At 55.0% G+C, this 20558-nt stretch carries 18 protein-coding genes; 8 read left to right on the top strand and 10 right to left on the bottom strand.

Going from position 1 to position 20558, the window contains the following annotated elements; all coding sequences use genetic code 11:
- Nucleotides 1–23: 23 nt before the first annotated feature.
- Together JMJ04_RS31330 and JMJ04_RS31325 are read right to left on the bottom strand one after the other, a co-directional pair.
- Nucleotides 24–2597: a PEP/pyruvate-binding domain-containing protein gene (locus JMJ04_RS31330; RefSeq protein ID WP_201374273.1), complete on the bottom strand. Its 2574-nt coding sequence runs from the start codon at nucleotides 2595–2597 to the stop codon at nucleotides 24–26.
- 76 nt (nucleotides 2598–2673) lie between these two features.
- Nucleotides 2674–3411 (bottom strand): TetR/AcrR family transcriptional regulator, encoded by a 738-nt coding sequence (locus JMJ04_RS31325; protein WP_201374272.1) that lies wholly within the window; start codon nucleotides 3409–3411, stop codon nucleotides 2674–2676.
- A gap of 250 nt (nucleotides 3412–3661) precedes the next feature.
- Between JMJ04_RS31325 and JMJ04_RS31320 the strand changes: the two genes are divergently transcribed.
- Together JMJ04_RS31320 and JMJ04_RS31315 are read left to right on the top strand one after the other, a co-directional pair.
- Entirely contained in the window at nucleotides 3662–5167 is a 1506-nt protein-coding gene (locus JMJ04_RS31320; RefSeq protein WP_201374271.1) for an alpha-amylase family glycosyl hydrolase, read from the top strand.
- Between the two features lie 246 nt (nucleotides 5168–5413).
- Nucleotides 5414–5749 carry a VOC family protein gene (locus JMJ04_RS31315; protein ID WP_201374270.1) on the top strand — a complete coding sequence of 112 codons (336 nt, stop codon included), beginning with the start codon at nucleotides 5414–5416 and terminating at the stop codon, nucleotides 5747–5749.
- Between the two features lie 91 nt (nucleotides 5750–5840).
- On the opposite strand, the gene JMJ04_RS31310 is transcribed toward JMJ04_RS31315, so the two are convergent.
- The 3 genes from JMJ04_RS31310 to JMJ04_RS31300 form a co-directional block, all read right to left on the bottom strand.
- Entirely contained in the window at nucleotides 5841–6455 is a 615-nt protein-coding gene (locus JMJ04_RS31310) for a transposase (RefSeq protein ID WP_201374269.1), read from the bottom strand.
- Entirely contained in the window at nucleotides 6452–6967 is a 516-nt protein-coding gene (locus tag JMJ04_RS31305) for a helix-turn-helix domain-containing protein (RefSeq protein ID WP_201374268.1), read from the bottom strand. The genes JMJ04_RS31310 and JMJ04_RS31305 overlap by 4 nt, the downstream gene beginning before the upstream one ends.
- Before the next feature lie 246 nt (nucleotides 6968–7213).
- Nucleotides 7214–7888 (bottom strand): 5'-methylthioadenosine/S-adenosylhomocysteine nucleosidase, encoded by a 675-nt coding sequence (locus tag JMJ04_RS31300; protein WP_201374267.1) that lies wholly within the window; start codon nucleotides 7886–7888, stop codon nucleotides 7214–7216.
- A 332-nt stretch (nucleotides 7889–8220) separates the two neighbouring features.
- On the opposite strand from JMJ04_RS31300, the gene JMJ04_RS31295 reads away from it, so the two are divergent.
- Together JMJ04_RS31295 and JMJ04_RS31290 are read left to right on the top strand one after the other, a co-directional pair.
- On the top strand, nucleotides 8221–9096 hold the full coding sequence (locus tag JMJ04_RS31295; RefSeq protein WP_201374266.1) for a class I SAM-dependent methyltransferase: 876 nt from the start codon (nucleotides 8221–8223) through the stop codon (nucleotides 9094–9096).
- 36 nt (nucleotides 9097–9132) lie between these two features.
- Nucleotides 9133–9843, top strand: a complete 711-nt coding sequence (locus JMJ04_RS31290; RefSeq protein ID WP_201374265.1) for a TetR/AcrR family transcriptional regulator — start codon at nucleotides 9133–9135, stop codon at nucleotides 9841–9843.
- Nucleotides 9844–10001: 158 nt separating this feature from the next.
- Here JMJ04_RS31290 and pdxR read toward each other — a convergent pair whose 3' ends face one another.
- The gene (pdxR, locus tag JMJ04_RS31285) at nucleotides 10002–11513 is read right to left on the bottom strand and encodes a MocR-like pyridoxine biosynthesis transcription factor PdxR (RefSeq protein WP_201374264.1); all 1512 of its coding nucleotides are present in this window, start codon (nucleotides 11511–11513) and stop codon (nucleotides 10002–10004) included.
- 172 nt (nucleotides 11514–11685) lie between these two features.
- Here pdxR and JMJ04_RS31280 point away from each other — a divergent pair, with 172 nt between their 5' ends.
- Both JMJ04_RS31280 and JMJ04_RS31275 read left to right on the top strand, forming a co-directional pair.
- Nucleotides 11686–12129, top strand: a complete 444-nt coding sequence (locus tag JMJ04_RS31280) for a carboxymuconolactone decarboxylase family protein (protein ID WP_201374263.1) — start codon at nucleotides 11686–11688, stop codon at nucleotides 12127–12129.
- Between the two features lie 110 nt (nucleotides 12130–12239).
- Nucleotides 12240–13553 carry an MFS transporter gene (locus tag JMJ04_RS31275; protein ID WP_201374262.1) on the top strand — a complete coding sequence of 438 codons (1314 nt, stop codon included), beginning with the start codon at nucleotides 12240–12242 and terminating at the stop codon, nucleotides 13551–13553.
- Between the two features lie 87 nt (nucleotides 13554–13640).
- Here JMJ04_RS31275 and JMJ04_RS31270 read toward each other — a convergent pair whose 3' ends face one another.
- Both JMJ04_RS31270 and JMJ04_RS31265 read right to left on the bottom strand, forming a co-directional pair.
- Nucleotides 13641–14885: an MFS transporter gene (locus JMJ04_RS31270; protein ID WP_201374261.1), complete on the bottom strand. Its 1245-nt coding sequence runs from the start codon at nucleotides 14883–14885 to the stop codon at nucleotides 13641–13643.
- Nucleotides 14886–15013: 128 nt separating this feature from the next.
- Nucleotides 15014–15481 (bottom strand): Rrf2 family transcriptional regulator, encoded by a 468-nt coding sequence (locus JMJ04_RS31265; RefSeq protein WP_201374260.1) that lies wholly within the window; start codon nucleotides 15479–15481, stop codon nucleotides 15014–15016.
- A gap of 281 nt (nucleotides 15482–15762) precedes the next feature.
- On the opposite strand from JMJ04_RS31265, the gene JMJ04_RS31260 reads away from it, so the two are divergent.
- Both JMJ04_RS31260 and fumC read left to right on the top strand, forming a co-directional pair.
- Entirely contained in the window at nucleotides 15763–17496 is a 1734-nt protein-coding gene (locus JMJ04_RS31260; RefSeq protein WP_201374259.1) for an NAD-dependent malic enzyme, read from the top strand.
- On the top strand, nucleotides 17493–19004 hold the full coding sequence (fumC, locus tag JMJ04_RS31255) for a class II fumarate hydratase (RefSeq protein WP_201374258.1): 1512 nt from the start codon (nucleotides 17493–17495) through the stop codon (nucleotides 19002–19004). Before JMJ04_RS31260 ends, fumC begins: the two co-directional genes overlap by 4 nt.
- A gap of 52 nt (nucleotides 19005–19056) precedes the next feature.
- Here the strand turns inward: fumC and JMJ04_RS31250 are convergent, their stop codons facing one another.
- The gene (locus tag JMJ04_RS31250; RefSeq protein ID WP_201374257.1) at nucleotides 19057–19872 is read right to left on the bottom strand and encodes a hypothetical protein; all 816 of its coding nucleotides are present in this window, start codon (nucleotides 19870–19872) and stop codon (nucleotides 19057–19059) included.
- Between the two features lie 194 nt (nucleotides 19873–20066).
- A complete protein-coding gene (locus JMJ04_RS31245) occupies nucleotides 20067–20498 on the bottom strand; it encodes a hypothetical protein (RefSeq protein WP_201374256.1) in 432 nt (143 codons plus the stop codon).
- Nucleotides 20499–20558: the final 60 nt, after the last annotated feature.

The raw sequence follows: 20558 nt of genomic DNA, 5'->3' as shown, positions 1-20558 counted from the left end.
TGCGCGTACCGTAGAGGTGCTGGCTACAGCACCTCTACGGTGCCTTTACCTCCGTCTACACGCAGCCAGTCGCCGCTATGCAGGCGCATGGTTGCGTTGCCACAACCCACGACGGCGGGTATGCCCAGTTCACGGGCGACGATGGCGGCATGCGAGAGTGGCGCACCAACATCGGTGACGACCGCGGCGGCCCGGGGGAAGAGTGGCGTCCAGCCCACGTTTGTCTGTGTCGTGACCAGGATCTCGCCGGGCTGGAGTTGGTCGCCCTCCTCGGGTGAGACGACCACGCGTGCACGCCCCTCGACGATGCCAGCCGCGCCGGGAAAGCCTGTGATAGTCTGGCTAGCAGGAACCGTCTGCCCCCGCTCGTCAAAGACATCGCTGCGCCTCCGTGGGTCCACTGCCCATTTGAAGGGATCAAAGTGGCCGCGAATCAGCGCGGGCAGAGGCGGCAAAGTGCTGTAGCGTTCATAGGTCGCGCGCCGCGTGGGTACAGTAACGAGCGCTGCTTCATTCCCGCCCAGAAGGGCCAGAATTTCCTCAATTGAGAGGAAGAAGAGGTCCTCGCCCTTACCAGTCAGCTCACCCACGCGCAAGACAAAGGTGCGCAGAACCCAGAAGACACGTACGACCTCTGAACGGGCGGCCTCGCGATCATGAGCCGCGGCAGCGGCCCGATCGACACGCCGCCGGAGCGCTGCTGCTTTGCCTGGATAACGCTGGCGCAGGCGCTCCCAGGCCGCCGCTTGCGCAACCTTCTGCCGAGCTAAGAGCGCGTTGACATCCAGCGGTGCCTCGCGTAGGCCTGCGAGCTGGCTCTCGATCCATGTGGGATCTTCAGCCGGACGTGGTAGCGAGACCTCAAACTCATGCGGCCCCCGGTGACCATAGGTACGGGCAAAGGTTTCGTGGTCAATCTCACCTCGCTCCAGTCGCGCCAGGCCCAGTAGCAGGCCCAGGCTCGCCAGGTGATTCTGCCCTACACTCAGGCCTGAGAAGAGCGCGTTGGCCTCCTCCTCATCTACGAGCTTGCCCAGGTCACGCCGAATGAGGGCGAGCGCGTTCCCGTCTCGCCTGGCACCCGCCTCCAGCATATGACAGCATTCGCGGAAGAAGGGCGTGATCTCATCGCGCCACAAAGCGAGCAGTTCCTGAGAGCTGACGGCGTTGCGGATCTTTGTTTGTAGCTCCTCGCAACGCGCCGGGGCCACGGCGATAAACGCGGGCAGGCGCTTCTGATTGGTGCGCACACGCTTCTTGAGCCTTATCGCGACTGGTACCAGGGCTTTAAGCAAGCGCCAGCGTGACAACGGTAACCCTGGCACCTCCAGCCCCTCGGGAATACGCCCAAAGACGCCCTCGCTGATCCTGGTAAACTGCTTCTGGTTCATGCCCGCCAGTCCGGCCAGCGACGCGGTAATACTCAGGTTGAGGTAGAAATGGCCGCCGATGTTCCCTATCGGCTTATGCGCCGTGAGGTACAGGGGCTCCATTGTGTCGGCGATAAAGATCTTGATAAGCGACCAGGTGCAGGGCGTCATCACATCGGGCACCGCCTCGCCAACGTTGCCGTTCGTCCAGAGGTAGTCGCCGCTCAAACTATCGTTCCACTCCTCAAACCTCGCCTCCTGAGCACGTAGGGTCGTAATTGGCCGCGCCTGTACAATGTAGAAGCATCCATCATACAGAGCCCATTCTACATCCATAGGCTGAGCATATAGAGCTTCAATGCGCATACCAAGCTGCGCCAGCTCCAAAGCCTGCTCAGGCGTGAGCGCGGCCTGTGTGCGCCGTTCCTCAGGGACTGGTTCCTCGCATGTGCCAGTAGTGGTCCGTACGGTCATCACTCTTTTAGCGTTTATCTGCTGCTCGCTTATCGCCCTGCTGGCCTTCTCAAAGATAAAGGTATCCGGCGTGACCTGCCCGCCTACAATGGCCTCGCCCAGCCCCCAGGCGGCGTTGATCACAACCTGCTCGCGTGAGCCTGTGAGCGGGTTAGCCGTGAACATAATTCCCGCCGCCTCGGCGTTTACAAGCTGCTGGACCACGACGGCCAGGGCCACATCCTCAGGTGCTATGGCATGATGCGCGCGATAGCCAAGGGCACGCGCCGTCCAGAGCGAGGCCCAGCAGCGCTTGACGGCCTCCACCACTTCCGCTTCACCCTGAATGTTAAGATAGCTCTCCTGCTGGCCCGCAAACGACTGCTCAGGTAAGTCTTCAGCCGTCGCCGAGGAGCGTACCGCGACGGCGAGCTGGTTCCCGCCTAGCTCCGCATAAGCCTGGCGAATCGCGCACTCAATGCTCTTTGGCATAGTGCCCTGCATAAAGAGATGCCCTATACGCTTGGCGGCCTCTTCGAGGGTCGCTGGCTGCTCGCTATTAATCGTTGCGACGGCGGCGAGTATCTCCTCCTGTAGCCCGTTCTCGCTAACAAAACAGCGGTAGGCCTCCGTGGTAACATGAAATCCAGGGGGTACAGGCAGGCCAGCTTTAACCAGGCGTGCCAGGGAGGCCCCTTTCCCTCCCACATGCTCCAGTAAAGCCATCTCAGCATCCATAACTAAGACAAGGGGAACAGTTGTAGCATCTTTCACAGTATATTCTCCTACAGTGAGCGACCCGACCTACGAACGTACGCAGGTCGTGCTTTTTACATCCTGCGTAAATGGATCATTCAACCTCTTGTTGAAACATCTGCTGGCTCGCCGCCCTATCGCGATCCAGATACTGCCCAAAGGCATGTGAGGCGACTCGCGCCTCATTTGACATATCAGCCCCATCGAGCACAAGTGCGCGCTGCACAGCCTCGGCCAACCATCGCGCCAGTTCCTCATCGGAGAGCATATACTCTTCCGGCATCAGGGGCGCGATCAGGAAGAAGCCCATAAAGATCGCCGATAGGGTATACACCTGAGCAGACATACTCATATCTGTACGCACCAGGCGGTGTTCACGCAGGTACTCCAGGTAGACGATAAAGCCCTGCAACTTCTCCTGGTACAACTCACTGCTATGCTCACGATGCACCAGCTTCCCGATAACATCCATATCGCGCAGGAGCACCGCCTTCAATAAAGGACGCTTCAGCAGTGCCAGCGCCGAATGCCTAAACAGGCCACGCAGCGTTTGCCCCTCTGGATCTTGCGCTACACGCTGCTGTACATCCTCCGTCAACACCATCTTCTCACGCTTCATCAGCGCGCCAAACAGGTCCTCGCGCGTCTTCCAGTGCAGGTAGATGGTACCCTTCGCGACTCCAGCCTCCCTGGAGATATCCTCAATGGTTGTTTTGTTATAACCCCAACGCAGAATCAGGGTCGCCGCCGCATCCAGAATACGGTACGCCCGCGCCTCACGCCTGGATTGCTCCTGCTCCTCCAGGCCTGCTTCCCGGCTCAGCTCTGCCACAATATACTCCTTCCATCACATGACTAAATAAGCTTATTTGGTCATATATCAACAACAATAAATATACAGCACAACAAAACCAAAAGCAAGAATATAACATGGAAAAGAGAGGTGGTCGTGGTGTTCGCCACGACCACCTCTCTTTTCCATGTTATAATTTCTCCATAAGGATCGTTTTCTTCGTTAGGACGTGCACAACCACGGGCTTGAGTTGGCACAAGCGGAGGCAACAGGAGGATATTACAACCACATGAGAACAGGATGTTCTTTATCAATCACCAGGCACGGAGGCCTCTGGCGCCGGGCGCTATTGCTCGCGACCCTCTTACTCGTCTTCACCCTTGTAGGCACCGTTCTCCTCGTCATCTCGCCATCCAGGCGGGTCTATGCCCATTCAGCCAATGAATGGACAAGTCGCTCCATCTACTTTATCATGACGGACCGCTTTAGCGATGGTAATACCGGAAACGATAACTATGGCGGCTTCAACACCAATCGCTCGGATGCCACCGCGTGGCATGGCGGTGACTTCCAGGGCATTATCAATCACCTGGACTACATCAAGAATATGGGCTTCACCGCCATCTGGATTACACCCGTGGTAATGCAGCATGACGCCCATGCCTATCATGGCTACTGGGGCTATGACTTCTACTCCATCGATGGTCATCTCGGCAGTATGAGCGACCTGCAAAGCCTTGTGACCCAGGCGCATAACCGCAACATCTGGGTTATGCTCGACGTCGTGGCCAACCACACCGGCTCCTACAACTACACCGCGCCTACCTTCCCCAACTACAGCAACTACCACCACAACGGCAACATCCAGGACTACAACAACCAGTGGGACCTGGAAAACGAGGATGTGGCAGGCCTCAATGATCTCAACCAGGACGACTCCACGACCCACTCTACTCTACTCAATAATGTGAGCTGGCTGGTCAGCACAACCGGCGTCGATGGCCTGCGCGTGGACACAGTCAAGCACGTCCCCAAGTCCTTCTGGAGCAGCTATGCTCAGAGCGCGGGAACCTTTACCATCGGTGAAGTCTATAGCGGCGATCCCGGCTACGTCGGCGACTATACCCACTACCTGGATGCCGTGCTGGACTATCCCATGTACTACACCATCCATGATGTCTTCGCCCAGAATAAGAGCATGTATGAGATCCGTGATCGCTATAACTCCGACGGCTCCTATCGAGACGCACGCACCAATGGTGTCTTTATCGATAACCATGACCAGGATCGCTTCCTCTGCGATGCCTCGGGCAACCCCGCGCAAACCTGGGACAAATATCCCCAGCTTGAGATGGCCCTGGCCTTCACCTTCGCCAGCCGTGGCATCCCGATCATGTACTACGGCACCGAGCAGGGCTTCAGCGGCTGCGCCGATCCCGCCAACCGCGAGGACATGTTCAACTCCTTCAACACCAGCGGCACGCTCTACAACTATGTCGCCAAACTCAATTACGCCCGCAACCTCAACGCTGCCCTGCAAAACGGCGCGCAGTATGAGAAGTGGGTCGACGATAGCTTCTACGCCTTTGAGCGCGAGAACGGCGGCAGCAATGTCCTTGTTGCCCTCAACAACTGCTGGTGCACCCGTACCGTCACCATCCCCAACCTGGACAACTTCGCCAGCAGCCAGACGCTTCACGATGAGTTGACCGGCACCGCCTACCATCTCCAGGGCAACAGCATCACCCTCACGCTCCCCAGCCACCAGGCCGTCGAGCTCACCAACCGCTATTAAACATAGCGCCGGGCCGCCCTGCATAAGCGGCTCGGCGCTACTGGCGTACGCTCCTACTTCCTCAATGGGCCATTAACCATGCACGTTGAAATATCCCATATCTATATTCAAGCGGTAAATCTCCTTATACGTGATTAGATCGTGCGCTTATGTTAAGATAAAGAGCGAAAAATTGTCACATGAAAGTGTCGACCGGAGAGAAAACATCTTCTCTCCCTACCTTGTGTGAGGAAGTATCTAGCGGCTATGAAACTGAATCATGTCAATCTGACCGTCACTGATGTTCCTGCGGCGACCAACTTTCTCGAAACGTACTTCGGGTTACGCAACCAGGGCGGCAACAAAGGGTTTACTGTACTTTTCGACGACGATAATCTGGTACTCACCTTGATGAAAGCTGGTCAGGTGAGCTATCCCGGCACATTTCATATCGGCTTTGTCCAAGAAAGCGAGGAGCGCGTCAACGAGATCTATCAACGCTTGAAAGACGACGGATTTGAAATGAAGCCCCCGGAACGGAGTCATGCCTGGACATTTTATGTTCAAGCGCCAGGCGGATTCCTGGTCGAGGTTCTGGCCTAAGTACAATTACACCATGTTTTCGGGATGTATCCCATTTATCAAGGGCGCTAATGCCGAAAAAGTTCTGTGATTGTACTAAGTGGTGCATTCGCTAAATACGCATAACTTTGACCTGGCAAGAGAATGTGTGAGACTGACGAAGTGGCTGGTGACGACGACGACGTCCCCAGCCAAAGGGATGCTTGTGCGCATTCCAATAGGCTGTGGCGGCTTCAACGGCCCTCATCACCTCCTCCCACGTTTCAAAACGTCTTCCTTTTAAGGCAAGGGAGCGTAGGGTCTTCCACCAAGGTTCAATCAAATTGAGATAGGCGGCGCGACTGGGTTGATAGACAAATTCCCAACGAGAATGGTGGATCTGGAAGAGCAGCAAATCGCGGCAATGGTGCATATCCAGATTGTCCAGGACAGCGTAGATGCGCTCAATCGAGGCATCAAGCCAGTCATTTACCTCACAGAGAAAGTCGATAAAATGAAGCAAGCAACGACGTGGATAGCACTGGGTGAAACATTCTCCTGTCGCTTCTCGTAAGGCCCCATAGACATACCCCTTGGCACGACGGCCATAATCAATCTCTTGTTTGGCTCGCTGCGCGGGACGCACGTTGATATTGACCGCCTCTTGTCCTGGATAACTCTTTGCCGCAACTGGTCCCATTTCATCGATGTCTACAATCACACTGCCTGCTGGGGTATCCTTTCTCAAGGCTTCAATAGCCCCCTTTTTTGGGCGAACTCGGGGTCGAGTCGCTCACCAAACCAGATCTCTTGCTGCCGCCAACGCAAGCCTTCTTCGTGCAAAATTTCAAAGATGCGTGTCTTTTTCATTGCAATCCCGAACTGCTGTTGAATAGAGGTCGTGAGTCGGTCAAATGTCCAACAGTTGAATGCGAGCCCCAAGTTGGCGGGTCGGGTGAGAGCCACCTCAATGATCTTTGCACGATCCAGGTCGCTGTAGTGTCTTGGGGTTCCAGGGCGCCCGACATCCTCTAAACCAGGGAGTCCCATCAGCTCAAAGCGCTTCCACCATTTGCGAACGGTTGGCTCTGAGAGGTGCAATTGCTGCATAATCTGCGGGATCGTCTGTCCCTTCTGGGCCAGTTCAATGATCTTTGCCCGCTCCACCAAGCGAGCCGAAGCCGTACGTGAGTGGGCGAGTTTGCCAATCACCCGTTCTTCTTCAGCTGTTAAGGCACGCATTCGCAATGGTCCACGCATCTGATTTCTCCTTTCTGTGCTCGCTTCTCCTTTCTCTATTCTACAACTCTTTTAGCGAATGAGCCACTTAGTGCAAAATTACGATACCTTTTCGGGAAGAGAGGATATTTCCTAACTCAGAAATCCGCCTAATACACATTTTTTCTGAGTTAGGAAGTGCAATGTTGGTGTCAGGCGGGAAGCAGATGAAAATAACCATGACCAAGCGATTGCGCCTGGGGTTATTTTCAGGTGAAATACCCTCGATTACCTCATAAACACTTGTACAAGAAATCTGCCCAGGTTTTCCATCGCAATGCTCAGGTTCATCTCAAAAACCGCGGGTGCATCATGATCCGCCGTGTCGGTGATGCCACGGATTTCCAGGTAGGGAATCCCACTAAAGCGGCAGGAGCGCGCTACGCCTGCACCTTCCCAGGCAACGGCAAGCGCTTTCGTTTGCAAATGCAGCGCCTGTGCCCGTTCAAGATCAACGATATCTTCATCACCACTGGCAATGATACCATAGTGCACTTGTGCTGGATGCAGAGTATATTGACTGCTGCGCAGCATACTCAGTGCCTCTTGGGAACCAGCAAATTGCGGGGCGGGACGCTGTACAAATCGTAGTAAGTAATCATGCTCAATGGTCGTTTCTGCGACAACAAGATCACCAACCTCGATACCAGGAGATAAGGCTCCCGCCGCTCCAGCACAAATAACGAGATCGATATGTTCGTTATGGTCGATGAAATGTTGCGTTTGCAGAGCAGACTGCGCTTTGCCATGCCCGCCGAGAGCGAGCGTTACTCCTAATTTTGGGAAGCAATGCCCGGTAAGCTTCCCCACAGATTGAATGCTCTCTGAGAAACCTTGTGCTTGCAAACTTTGGGAGAGAAAAGAAAGTTCTTCTTCAAGAGGTGTGATGATAAGTAACTGCATGAGTTTCCTTCTCGTTTCTGGTATCCTTGGGTCAAACAATACAGCATCAGGTTGCTTTCATTGCTGAAAGATGGCTTAGCCCGATGCTACGCTGCTTCATATAATGCTCAGTTTACCATTATTCAGAAAACTTCCCACTCTGGGCTGTAGCGATCGTGGGGAGATGGCTCAACAGCGCTCAAGCTAGGCATTCATGCACCAAGTTCAAACTTACCAGTGTGCCTGTGTTCCTCTTGACAACGGCTTGTTCATAGACTATGATTTACCAATCATAAACCGAGGCTCGGTTTATGATTGGGTAGAGAAAAACTCTGATTGAGTGAGGTTTCCTTATGGCAAATCAACGTGTAAGCAATACAGCGCTTGGCGCAGCAATATGTCGTTTGATCGAACAGTACCAGCCCGAGAACACCCGGCTGTTTCATGATTCGATGGTCAAAGACCTGGTTGGCACCCCCATCCGGGCGCTGATGCAGTTCAAAAGCATGCGCAATTTGACGATCCAACAGATGGATGTCATTACGCCAGGGATTTACGGCGTCCAGATATCTCGGACGCGCTTTATCGACGATGCCGTCCGGGATGCCCTCTCGCAGGGGATCGAACAAGTGGTGATCCTGGGCGCCGGGCTTGATACACGCCCCTATCGCCTGACCGGTATGGAGCACACGCGCGTGTTTGAAGTTGACCTTCCATCTGTGCAGGAAGACAAAAAGAAGAAGCTACACAAACATTTTGGTCGGCTACCGGAACAGGTCACGTTTCTCCCCATCGACTTCGACACGCAGAGTCTGGAAGCCGTCTTCAGCGGGACACCTTTCGACCCTGCCAGTCCGGCGATCTTTGTGTGGGAAGGCGTGACGCAGTACCTCTCGGAGGAAGCCATCCACAGGACACTGGCCTTCGTTGGCACCTCGGCCCCTGGGAGTATTCTTGTGCTTACCTACGTCTTGAAAAGCTTTATCGAACGACGTTCGGATATTCCGGGCACGAAGAAAATGATGGATATGATGGCGAAAAGGGGCTCTCCCTGGCTGTTCGGGCTGGAACCTTCCAGTGTCGCATCCTACCTCGCCCCCTTTCATCTCCGCCTGACAGCAGACGTGGGGAGTACAGAGCATCAAACACGCTACTTCAAATCTGTGAGACGGGAACTGGTGGTGTCCGAAGTCGAACGGATTGCTCAAGCGACCGTCATTCGTCCCTGATACTGGTCTTCTTTTACGAATGAGAGGTGAGAAGTCATGGTACGCACCATCAACGAAGCCGCTCACGAGGCCCGCCGCAACGCCATTCTTGGCGCAGCGCAACGTGCCATTGAAACCAGGGGCTATGAACAAATGGCAATTGCCGATCTGGTGGGCGAATTGCACATCTCCTCTGGAGCATTCTATCACTACTTTGACTCCAAACCAGCCTTGCTTGAGGCTCTGGTCGAGCGTATCGGGAACCAGATCGAGCAGTTAGTGCTTCCCATCGTTCATGATCCAACGGCTGGCGCGCTCACCAAACTCCAGCGCTTCTTTACCGCACTGGACCACTGGAAACATGCACACAGGCACTTCGTGCTCGCGTCTCTGCGCGTCTGGTATGGCGATGAGAATGTCGTCGTTCGCCACAAACTCTACATTGCCCGCTTGAAACGTTTCACGCCCTGGCTGGAGGAGATGATCCGTCAAGGAATCGAAGAAGGCGTCTTGACGACTCCCTACCCGGATCAGGCGGCGAGAATGGTCATCTCCCTGTTCGAAGACCTTGGGTATGCGACAGCCGAGATCCTCTGCGCGCAGGACCATTCGCCTGACGATCTCCCCCGGCTCGCTCGGATCATAGAAGCCTGTGCTGATGGGCTGGAACGCTTGTTGGGAGCGCCAGCAGGCTCGATACCTCAAGCCGAGCGCTCAGATCTCCTGGAGTGGTTGGTTCCACCCACACAATCGAGAGAGGATGTATAGCTTCTACAAGCCGAGCTCCTCTGAACACGAAAATGGGATGCGCCTCTTTCCGAGGCTCAAAATGAATTCATATTGTGAACGGACCACGGAGCAGTAGCCGCGTACGCCAGTAACGGGCCCGCTGCTGGCGTACGCGGCTACTTAAGTGAAAATGGCGTCTATGTAAGCGCACTCCGCAACACACGCGCCAGGGCATGCACATCTGCCCGTAGCGCCTCTGGGGTCGCATTTGCGAAACCAAGCACGAGACCATCACGCTTGAGGGGTTGCATACTAAATCGCGAAACAGGCAGTATTCTCATACCTTGCTTTGCTGCCAGTTCGACCACTCCCTGGGCGCTTACCCCCTCCGGCAGCCAGGCAACCAGGTGGATGCCAGCTTCTGGTATAGTAACGTCCAGAATATTGCTCAGCTCCTGATTCAAGGCCTTCACCAAAACATCGCGCCGCTCCATGTAGAGTCCACGCATCTTGCGTAGGTAGCGCGCGAAGTGCCCCTCGGTAATAAAATCGGCCAGGGCCATCTGCTCCAGCAGCGGTAGGTGTACATCGACGAAGCGGCGGGTGGCAAGAAAGCCCTCCAGCAACTGTGGTGGCACGACCATATATCCCAGGCGCAACGAGGGAAAGAGCACCTTACTAAAGGTGCCAATATAGATCACGCGCCCCGCACGATCAAGGCCATGCAACGCCTCCAGAGGCCTCCCGCTGTAACGATACTCGCTATCATAGTCATCCTCTGCGATCCAGCCTTGCGTCTCCCTCGCCCATTCCAGCAACTCCAGGCGCCGACCCAGGCTCATAGTGACCCCTGTAGGAAACTGATGTGAGGGGGTCACTACTGCCAGGCGCGCCTCGCCTTTAAGCTGTCGTCCAACCTCTACACTGATGCCCTGGCGATCCACAGGCACTGGCAGCATAGTGGCTCCTGCAGCCATTAGCGCACCCCTGGCCCCAAAGTAGCCCGGATCCTCAACCCAGGCCCGCTCGCCAGGATCGAGCAATACGCGCGCCACCAGGTCGAGCGCGCCTTGCGCTCCAGCGGTCAGTATGATCCGTTCAGGCATACAATGTACACCACGCGTAATGCCGATGTGAGCCGCAATGGCCTCGCGCAAAGGTCTATAGCCCTGCACATCCTGATAACGTGAGTGGGCTTGCAGCGATTGCCGGGCGTGTTTCGCTATCAGCCTGGCCCAGATCTCATAGGGAAAGTACGCCACTTCAGGCTCACCCACTAAAAACACATCCTTGTCTGGGCTTACCTCTACCTCATGTCCCGCAGCAAACTCGTCGAGTAGGATTTGCCCGCGCCTCGCCAACAAAGTATGCTGAGTCGCTGGCGTTCCCATCCGACCTTGTTTTGACACCTTCCCGCCTGCCTGTGCCAGTTGCTCCGACTCCAAACGGGCCACCCGCGTCCCATCTCCCACCCGGCTCTCCAGATATCCCTCCAGCAATAACTGTTCGTAGGCCAGAGCCGTCGTATTACGCGATACCCCTAGCTGGCTAGCCAGTATCCGCGTCGAGGGAAGACGCGCTCCCGTCTCCAACTGGCCCGCCAGGATTTGCGCCCGCAGGCGCTCATAAAGCTGGCGATAGAGCGGCGCCTGCGCGTTCTGATCAAGTATAATCTCCGGTTTATCCACCGGTCTCGCCCGCTTTGGCATAAGTTACTGCTCCCTTTGCTGAAAGCGCTCAAAGCTTTTTTTTTGCTTAAAAATGGCACCTCTATAATAATACAAATTGGCTCTTTTAACAAGTCCATTATTGAGGTATACTACCACCAGATAGAAGACAACTACACGAAACAATCTGATGATATTAAAAGGAGCTTCAATCATGGGAACAAGACTAAACTACGGTAAAGCTGCACCTGGAGCGATGAGGGCTATGAACGGCCTTGAGACATATATCAACAACTGTGGGCTCGAGGCCCCTTTGAAGGAGCTGGTACGCCTGCGCGCCTCTCAGATCAATGGATGCGCATATTGCGTCAATATGCATAGCTTTGATGCCCGCGAGGGTGGTGACACGGAGCAGCGCCTCTACGCACTACCAGTCTGGCACGAGACACCTTTCTTCAGCGACCGCGAGCGCGCCGCCCTCCTCTGGACTGAGAAGCTCACGCTAATCTCCCTCGATCGCGTACCCGATGAGGTCTACGAGCAGGTGCGTCCTCATTTCACTGATGAAGAACTGGTGAACCTGACCCTACTCATCGCGACCATCAACGCCTGGAACCGCTTCGGCATTAGCTTCCGTGATGTACCCACTGCCAAATAAAGGGTTTTAAGACATGGTGGAGGAAATCACCGGAAGCGATTCCCACCACCACGTCTTAAATAACCTGCGAGCCACGCAGGGCGAGAAGTCACATGAAAGAAGGAATCATTATGTCCACCAGCACAATCGTTACTGAAGAGCCAGCTATAAACCGACCGGTGGAGCGGCAGGCCCAACCTCGCTTTATTCCCACACTGCCGACCCTTGCCTGGCTTATTCTGGCAGGTGACCTCGCATACTGGTTCAGCATAGGACTCTTCATTCCCTTCTTCGTCATCTACCTGCACCAGGTACGGGGTATCGCGCTCGCCACTGGCGGTGTTATTGTCTCAACTGGCTTTGCCTTCGGCTTAGTGACCGCGCCCCTGGCTGGCATCCTCAGTGATCGCTTTAGCGCGCGCTGGACGCTTATCGGATCCCTATGTTTAGCGATAGCAGGCGTAAGCATCCTACCCTTTATTCAAAGTACCTGGCAGGCCTTAGCGGCCACGCTGCTCCTGCTGGGATGCGGACAAAGCGTAGTTATGCCAACCACAGCAACTCTGCTGGCATCCAGAGTATCACCTAAGCAACAAACTGGAGCCTTCACGGTACGCTACACCGGCGTAAATATTGGCTTTGGCACGGGCGCAACCGTGGCTGGCTTCATTATAAATACTAGTCAACCGTCCACATTTCTCATCACCTATATCGCTCAAGCACTCCTGTACGGCATATTTATCGTAATTCTTCTGACCCTGCCGCCCCAATCGCGGCCCGCCCAGGTAGAGGCTCAGGATAACAGCAACAAGTCCGCACCAATAAGCCTAAGTCATTTGCTAAAAGATACCTCCTTCTGGCTGCTATGGCTAATCGCGCTGCTATTCTACACGGTTGGAATATCTCAGCTTCCCAATGGCTTCACGCTCTATGCCACCAGTCCCGGACACGTTGACACACAAACCCTGGGCCTCGCACTCGCACTCAATAGCCTCGTTATTGTGGTCCTCCAGTTTGTTGTTCTGCGCTGGATGCGCAGCCATCTGCGTACCCGCGCCCTTGCCCTGCTCTTTCTCATCTGGGCTACCGCCTGGGGTTGCGTCATTCTAGCGGGCTATCTGGGTTCTTCGATCTCAGCCGCAATGCTCTTCTGCCTATCAGCCAGTCTGCTTGGCCTGGGTGAGACCCTGATGGCTCCCTGCCTCTTCCCGCTCGTAGTCAGCCTCGCGCCCGAGGGCATGCAGGGAAGGTATACCGCCACCACCTCGCTAGCCTCTACAACTGGCTTCGTGCTGGCTCCCATTCTCAGCGGTTTCCTGCTTGGCTCCGGTAGAGAGAACCTGTTCCTCCTACTCATGCTACTTGGCTGTGGCATAGGCAGCGTTCTCTCCCTACGCCTGGGACACCACCTCCCGCACCACCACAACCAGGTTACTTCTATGTAGCATCACCTGAGAAACATAGCAAGAGGTGTGAGTAGCACGCAAAAGCCTCACCACTCACCCCTCTTGCTATAAAAAGACTCTTCTGCCTTATTCAGGAACAACCACTATGTCTTCAGCAGGCTTCTTATACCCCTGCAACCTCTCCTTATTCAGCCGTATACTGCCAAAGAGCAGTAGCAGAGCCAGAAGAACACAGGCCGCCCCAATCCAGCCTAATTGGGTTACCGCAACGGAGCGGAGAGATAACCCTCCCAGAGCGGCTCCCCCGGCTATGCCCAGGTAGAACATAGAGTTATTCAGGGCCAGGATCACGTTCGCGTGGTCAGGAGCCACGCTCAAGAGGCGATGCTGCTGCGGAATGAAGAGCAACGATCCCGATATTCCCCAGACGAAAAGCGCCAGCAGTCCCCCTAACCATGTTGTCATCACTAGCGGAATAACAATTTCCATAATTAATAATAGGACCATGGAGACAAGCAACGGGCGCTGTGGACCGACACGGTCTGCGATCATACCACCCGACCAGTTGCCAACTACTACGCCCAGACCAAAGGCGACCAGCATACCGCTAAGGTCCACAAGATGCATATTTTGCTGCAAGAGCGGCCCGATATAGGTATAAATGGTATAAATACCCAGGTTGTACAAGAACGCGGGCAGCAAGGCCAGGACCAGGCGAGGCTGAGTTATGGGCGCGAGTCGCTGCCGCAGCGATACGGTTGGCGGCGTCGCAATCCTGGGCAGACCGCTGATCAGGAAGGCCAGAAATCCTATTCCGGCCAGACCCGCCACCAGGCCAAAGGAGAGGCGCCAGCCAAAGTGCTCGCCAACCCAGGTTCCCAGCGGCGAGCCAAGCGCGGTCGCCACAGTAAGCCCGATAACGACCAGCGCCAGAGCCTGGCCGCGCTTCTCCGGCGGTGCAAGCGCGATTCCCATGGTATAGGCCAGCGGTGCATACATCGCGGCAAAGCAACCAGTCAGAATGCGCGTCAGCATCAAGAGCGGGAAGGTTGGCGCCAGGGCTGACCCTATATTTGCCAGACAGAAAAGCCCAAGAGCGATAATCAACACGCGATGCGGCAACCAGCGACTGATAAGGACAGCTAGCAGCGGCGCCCCCAACCCATAGGTAAGCGAAAAGGCCGTAACCAGTTGTCCCGCCACGCTAACGGGCACGCCCGTTTCATGAGCAATCACAGGCAGCACACCAGCTACGACAAAAGCGTCGGTCCCCAGCGCAAACATGCCCAGCGCCAGCAGGAGAATACGCGGATTTATACGTGTCGCCCGATGGGCTTCAGCCAATAAGCGTTGTTGAGTCATTTGTGACATTAAAATAATAGCCTTTCAATGCGGTGTAATAAAAATTGTTACACCGCAGCATAAAAAAAGGGGGTTATGTCAGTGCCTTCTTGACGGTGTAATAATTGACCCATCGAGGAAACTGACTAATAAATCAATCATTCGTTCTGCCGCGCATGGATAGCAGCGGTGGATGCAAGCGTATCCCGCAAAACATCGGCAATCGTTGTGCGCGCCAGTTCCTCCTCCATTGCCTCCTGGACATTGGCGTAGACCCCCTGCAAAGCGGGACCTATGCCGCATCCGATAGGACATTTTGGATTGGGGGGTGTGTGATGGAGCGTGAACATAGTATGCGGCTTAACAACCTGGTATACCTCAAGGAGCGTAATCTCCTCTGGTTTGCGCGCCAGCTTCCAGCCCGCGTTACTCCCGCGTTGAACTGTTACCAGGCCCTGCTCCTCCATCATCCCCAGCAGTTCACGCAGCGTGACTGGATTGGTGTTGACACTCTCAGCAATCGCTCGCGACGTGGAGAAATCATACTGATCGCCATAGTTCGCCATTCTCCGCGCCATCCAGGTCAGGGTATGGACCGCCAATGTTAAACGACTATTACCGCTCATGCTCTCTTCCTCATTCCACTACACTGTGGGTTTCTCTTCTAACCTCTCCGATGTAACAATATTCACTACACCCGGATGTAAGAAGTATACTTACATCCACAGCAAATGTCAAGGGCATTGTGGAACTGCTTATCTCGTCTCCAGGCGATGTGTTCTCACCCTTAACTCTGCGGGCCACTTAGTGGCGAGAAGTCCTGATAGACATCTGCCGTGATTGATAGACAACGTAGAGTAAAGCTAGAGGGGTCTTACTGCGTAAAAGAAGAGAGAGGCATACCATAATGAGAAATTACCGCTTACTTCCCAACACATTCGATGGAAATCGACGCCTGGAGACAGAGGTCACTGGCCTGAATCTTCTGAGCGATCCCATGTTAAACCGTGGAACTGCCTTCACGGCGCAGGAGCGCAAGACACTTCACCTCGATGGCCTCTTACCGCCCGCGATAACGACCATCGATGAGCAAGTCAAACGCACCTACACCCAGTACCAGCAGCAAGCAGGCGATGTGCAGAAAAATCTGTTTCTGACCGCCCTCCAGGACCGTAACGAGGTCCTCTTCTACCGTCTGCTCTCCGAACATCTCTACGAGATGCTTCCAATCGTTTATGATCCCACCATCGCCCACGCTATCGAACACTATAACCATGAATACCGGAGACCACATGGAGTCTACCTCTCCATCGACCATCTCGATGAGATCGAAACGGCATTTCGGAACTTCGGGGCCGGTCCCGATGAGATCGACCTGATTGTGGCGACGGACGCGGAAGAGATCCTTGGCATCGGTGACTGGGGCGTGGGCGGCATCGAGATCTCAGTTGGTAAACTTGCCGTTTATACCGCTGCGGCGGGTATCGACCCGGCTCGCGTCATTCCAGTCATGCTCGACGTCGGCACCAATCGCGAGAGCCTGCTCAATGATCCCTTCTACCTGGGCAACCAGCATGCCAGGGTGCGCGGCGCGCGTTATGACGCCTTTATCGAGGCCTATATCAAGACCGCAACCAGGCTATTTCCCCATGCCATGTTGCACTGGGAGGACTTTGGACCTGGGAACGGGCGCCGCATTCTGGAGAAGTACCGCTCGCAGATCTGCACCTTCAATGACGATATGCAAGGCACTGGAGCCATCACCCTGGCCGCCTTGTTCTCAGCCATGAAGGTCACCGGGCAGTCTCTACGCGATCAACGAGTCGTCATCTTTGGCTCAGGCACCGCTGGGATTGGCAATGCTGACCAGATACGCGCCGCCATGATGCGCGAGGGCTTATCGCAAGAAGAGGCCACACGACGCTTCTGGTGCGTCGACATTCAGGGCCTCCTCGTCGATAACATGGGCGAGGCGCTCCGCGATTTCCAGGTTGCCTATGCCCGGCCCGCCAGCGAGGTCTCCGGGTGGAAACACGATATGCCCAATGGAGGCATCAGCCTGGCCGAAGTCGTACGCCAGGTGCATCCCACGGCTATGATTGGAACTTCAACGGCTCCCGAGACCTTTACCGAGGCTATAGTCAAAGAGATGGCGGCCCATACGGAGCGCCCCATCATCTTCCCCCTCTCCAATCCTACATCTCTAATGGAGGCTACGCCGACCAACTTGCTCTCCTGGACTGATGGACACGCGCTTGTCGCAACAGGCGTCCCCTGGCATCCCATCACTCTCAAAGGGACAACCTACACGATTGGCCAGGCCAATAACGCGCTCCTCTATCCAGGGCTTGGATTGGGAACGATTGTTTCACGAGCGCAGCGCGTCAGCGATGGCATGCTTATGGCGGCTGCCAGGGCTGTGGCCAGCCTGGTAGATGTACACCAGCCTGGAGCCTCACTCTTGCCACATGTGGAGAACCTGCGCGCCGTCTCTGCGACCGTCGCCGTAGAAGTCGCCAAAACAGCCGCCGCCGAAGGACTGGCCAGGGCCAAGCTTCCCAATATCATTCAACAGGTGCAGGACGCGATGTGGAAGCCCGTCTATCCCCAGGTTGTCGTCAGGCAGGAGGTCCGTGTATGAGCACGCCTCGTAGGAGCAATCCGAAGAAGAGCACACAAACAGTCGTTATACATGACCTACCCGTTGATACTGGAGCAACTGGCACCCGGCAGGAAACAGACTCCATGGGTGCCATCAATGTTCCAGCAGAGCATTATTGGGGAGCGCAAACCCAGCGCTCCCTGATCCACTTCTCTATTGGCGATGACTACATGCCAAAGGAGGTCTATCACGCCTATGGATATGTGAAGAAGGCGGCAGCCATCGTCAACGCCGAAGCAGGCAAGCTCTCACAGGAGAAAGCCGAACTGATCTGCAAAGTAGCCGATGAAGTTATCAAGGGTAAGCTTGACAGTGAGTTCCCTCTATACGTATGGCAAACGGGTTCGGGTACTCAATCAAACATGAACGTAAATGAGGTCATCTCCAACCGCGCCATTCAACTCTCCGGAGGAAAACTAGGCAGCAAAAAGCCTATTCATCCCAACGATGATGTCAACATGTCGCAGTCCTCCAACGATACCTTCCCTACGGCGATGCATATAGCAACCGTGTTCATGTTCAATGACCACCTCATACCCAAAGTGGAGGCTCTCATCCAGGTAATGTGGGAAAAGGCTCAGCAGTGGGTCGATGTCGTCAAGATTGGCCGCACGCACCTGCAAGACGCCACGCCCCTCACCGTCGGACAGGAATGGTCAGGTTATGTAACGCAACTTAAGGATGCGCTCGACCTCGTCAAGCAATCCATGAAGGGTCTCTACAAGCTAGCCGCAGGTGGAACCGCCGTGGGAACAGGGCTTAACACCTTACCAGATTTTGGGCCCAGGATCGCCACGGAAATTGCCCACCTGACGGGGCATCCCTTTGTCAGCGCCCCCAACAAATTTGCCGCCCAGGGGTCGCTGGATGCCATGGTCAATGCAAGCGCAGCCCTACGCGCCCTCGCAGTCGCACTCATGAAGATTGCCAACGATCTGCGTTGGCTTGGGTGTGGTCCTCGCGCGGGCCTACACGAACTGAATATCCCTGCCAATGAGCCAGGTTCCTCCATTATGCCCGGCAAGGTCAATCCCACGCAAGAAGAGGCCATGGTCATGGTGTGTATTCAGGTCATCGGCGATGATAACGTGGTCGCTATCGCTGGTTCCCAAGGGAACTTCGAGCTAAACGCCATGCGGCCCATCATCATCAATAATGTGCTCCACTCAGCGCGCATCCTGGGCGATGCCTGCGAGAAACTGCGCCAATACAGCCTTGAGGGGATCACGCCAGATACAGAGAAGATCAATACTTACGTCAATGAGTCACTGATGCTGGTGACAGCCCTGAGTCCAGTCATAGGCTATGATAAAGCCTCAGCCATCGCCCATAGGGCGTTTGACACTCATACCACCCTGCGCGAGGCTGCGCTTGCCAGCGGCTACATCAGCGCCGACGAGTTTGACCGTGTTGTAGTCCCCGCACAGATGGTTGGAGACCCCACAGGGACCTACAAACAACCCATAAGGACCTTTTTGCAGAAGTAGAGAAAGCAAAATCGAGATAGTCGAGGAAGCGAGCTTCCTCGACTATCTCGATCTACTTGAAATCATCATAGAAATGATCCTGGCAGGAACGTAAGGTCTGGTTGAGGTAGTATACGCTTTCGTGGTATTGACGCTGAAGCAGGGGCGCTGGAAAAGAGAACTCACCCTGCTGCGAGAGCAGTTGAAGGGCGAGTTCAGGTCCATAAATATCAAAGGCGGGAAGCTGGTAGGTCGCAATGCTCTGCCTTTGATTCTGCCACGCGGAGGTCAGGACTTGCTCAATTTCCTGGTAGGTAAAGTGCTGCTGGTTGGGGAGCCGCTGTTTCGCACGATACCAATACATATTCACGCGAGGCGCGCTTGAAAGAAGCAGCGCATGCAGGTGCTCGCTCAACTCAAGGTTGCGCCAGAGGGCCTGTAGATGCAGGGTCGAGAACATTTGCGCATCCTGATACTCGCCACCCTTGGGATTGCTAGCCTGCGCCATTAGTAGCTGCTCGGTCGCATGCAGGCGCGTGTAGGAGTAATGGAGATTACGTAAAACGACCTCAAGTTGGAGGAGGCAGAGTGCCAACGCGCGAAAAACCTCTTCAAAAGCAGTCTCAACCTGTCCCCTTGCGTGCGTAGGAGGCTCAGTATAGGCAACATCGTACATATCTCCAGGCTGGACATCACCGGAGAGATGAATATATTCGGTACTGAGCACAGCGCTGGCTACTGAACCAATAGCTAAGGGAATACCCGCATTGAGCATCTCCGAACCCTCATAGAAACAGAGCGTGCTTGCAACCGCCAGATTGCTACTAAGATCTCTAGTCGCGCCCACACAGGCCTGTAAACACTGCTTGTATTGTTGCATAAACTGCATATCCGCCTCCCAAATTCTTTTTGCTCGCAATTATTGAGATAACAACCCGCTGACTAGAGGTAGCATACTGCCCCACCCCAAAGTGGACTATAGCGCTTCTCCTACATTCAAACAGGCAAACAAAAGCGAGATGATTGAGGAAGATCGCTTCCTCAATCATCTCGCTTTATTCTATGCTATTGTGCTTGCCCACCTTAGCTCTCAGAGCCGCCTAGCTCGCGTGAAGTATCTTCTGTCTCCTCCACCAATATGTCTTGCACCTCAACTTTGATCATACGCAAGAAGGCCTCGACCGTCTCAACGGCCTCGTTGGCGCTGGGCAATACTGGCTCCTGCGCCGGCTCCTGGCACTGTCGCTTCCAGGGCAGGCGGGCAAAAAACTTCTGTACCGCGCCCTCTTCTGCCCGCATATAAACAGCTTTCTCGGCTTGAGCTGCCACCGAGGTATCGCCATAGTAACAGCGCGTACAGATCAACCAAGTCTGCGCCGCCCCACTCAACCCGCTATGCGTGCGTCCACTCTCAACCACATGCCGCTCACAGGCCCCACCCCCACAACGCGAGCAGACCGCGCAGGCCATATGTGTAGCCGTCGAATCTTCACAAATACACTGGTAACAGATCACGCTTAGCCTCCTCTTGTTTCCTGAGCGAATAGCCTCCAATTTCAGCACCCACCATCCCCT

The sequence above is a fragment of the Ktedonobacter robiniae genome, from assembly GCF_016587375.1.
Taxonomy (GTDB): domain Bacteria; phylum Chloroflexota; class Ktedonobacteria; order Ktedonobacterales; family Ktedonobacteraceae; genus Ktedonobacter; species Ktedonobacter robiniae.
The sequence above is the reverse complement of the archived record's forward strand: the minus strand, read 5'-3'. Positions and strand labels throughout refer to the sequence as shown.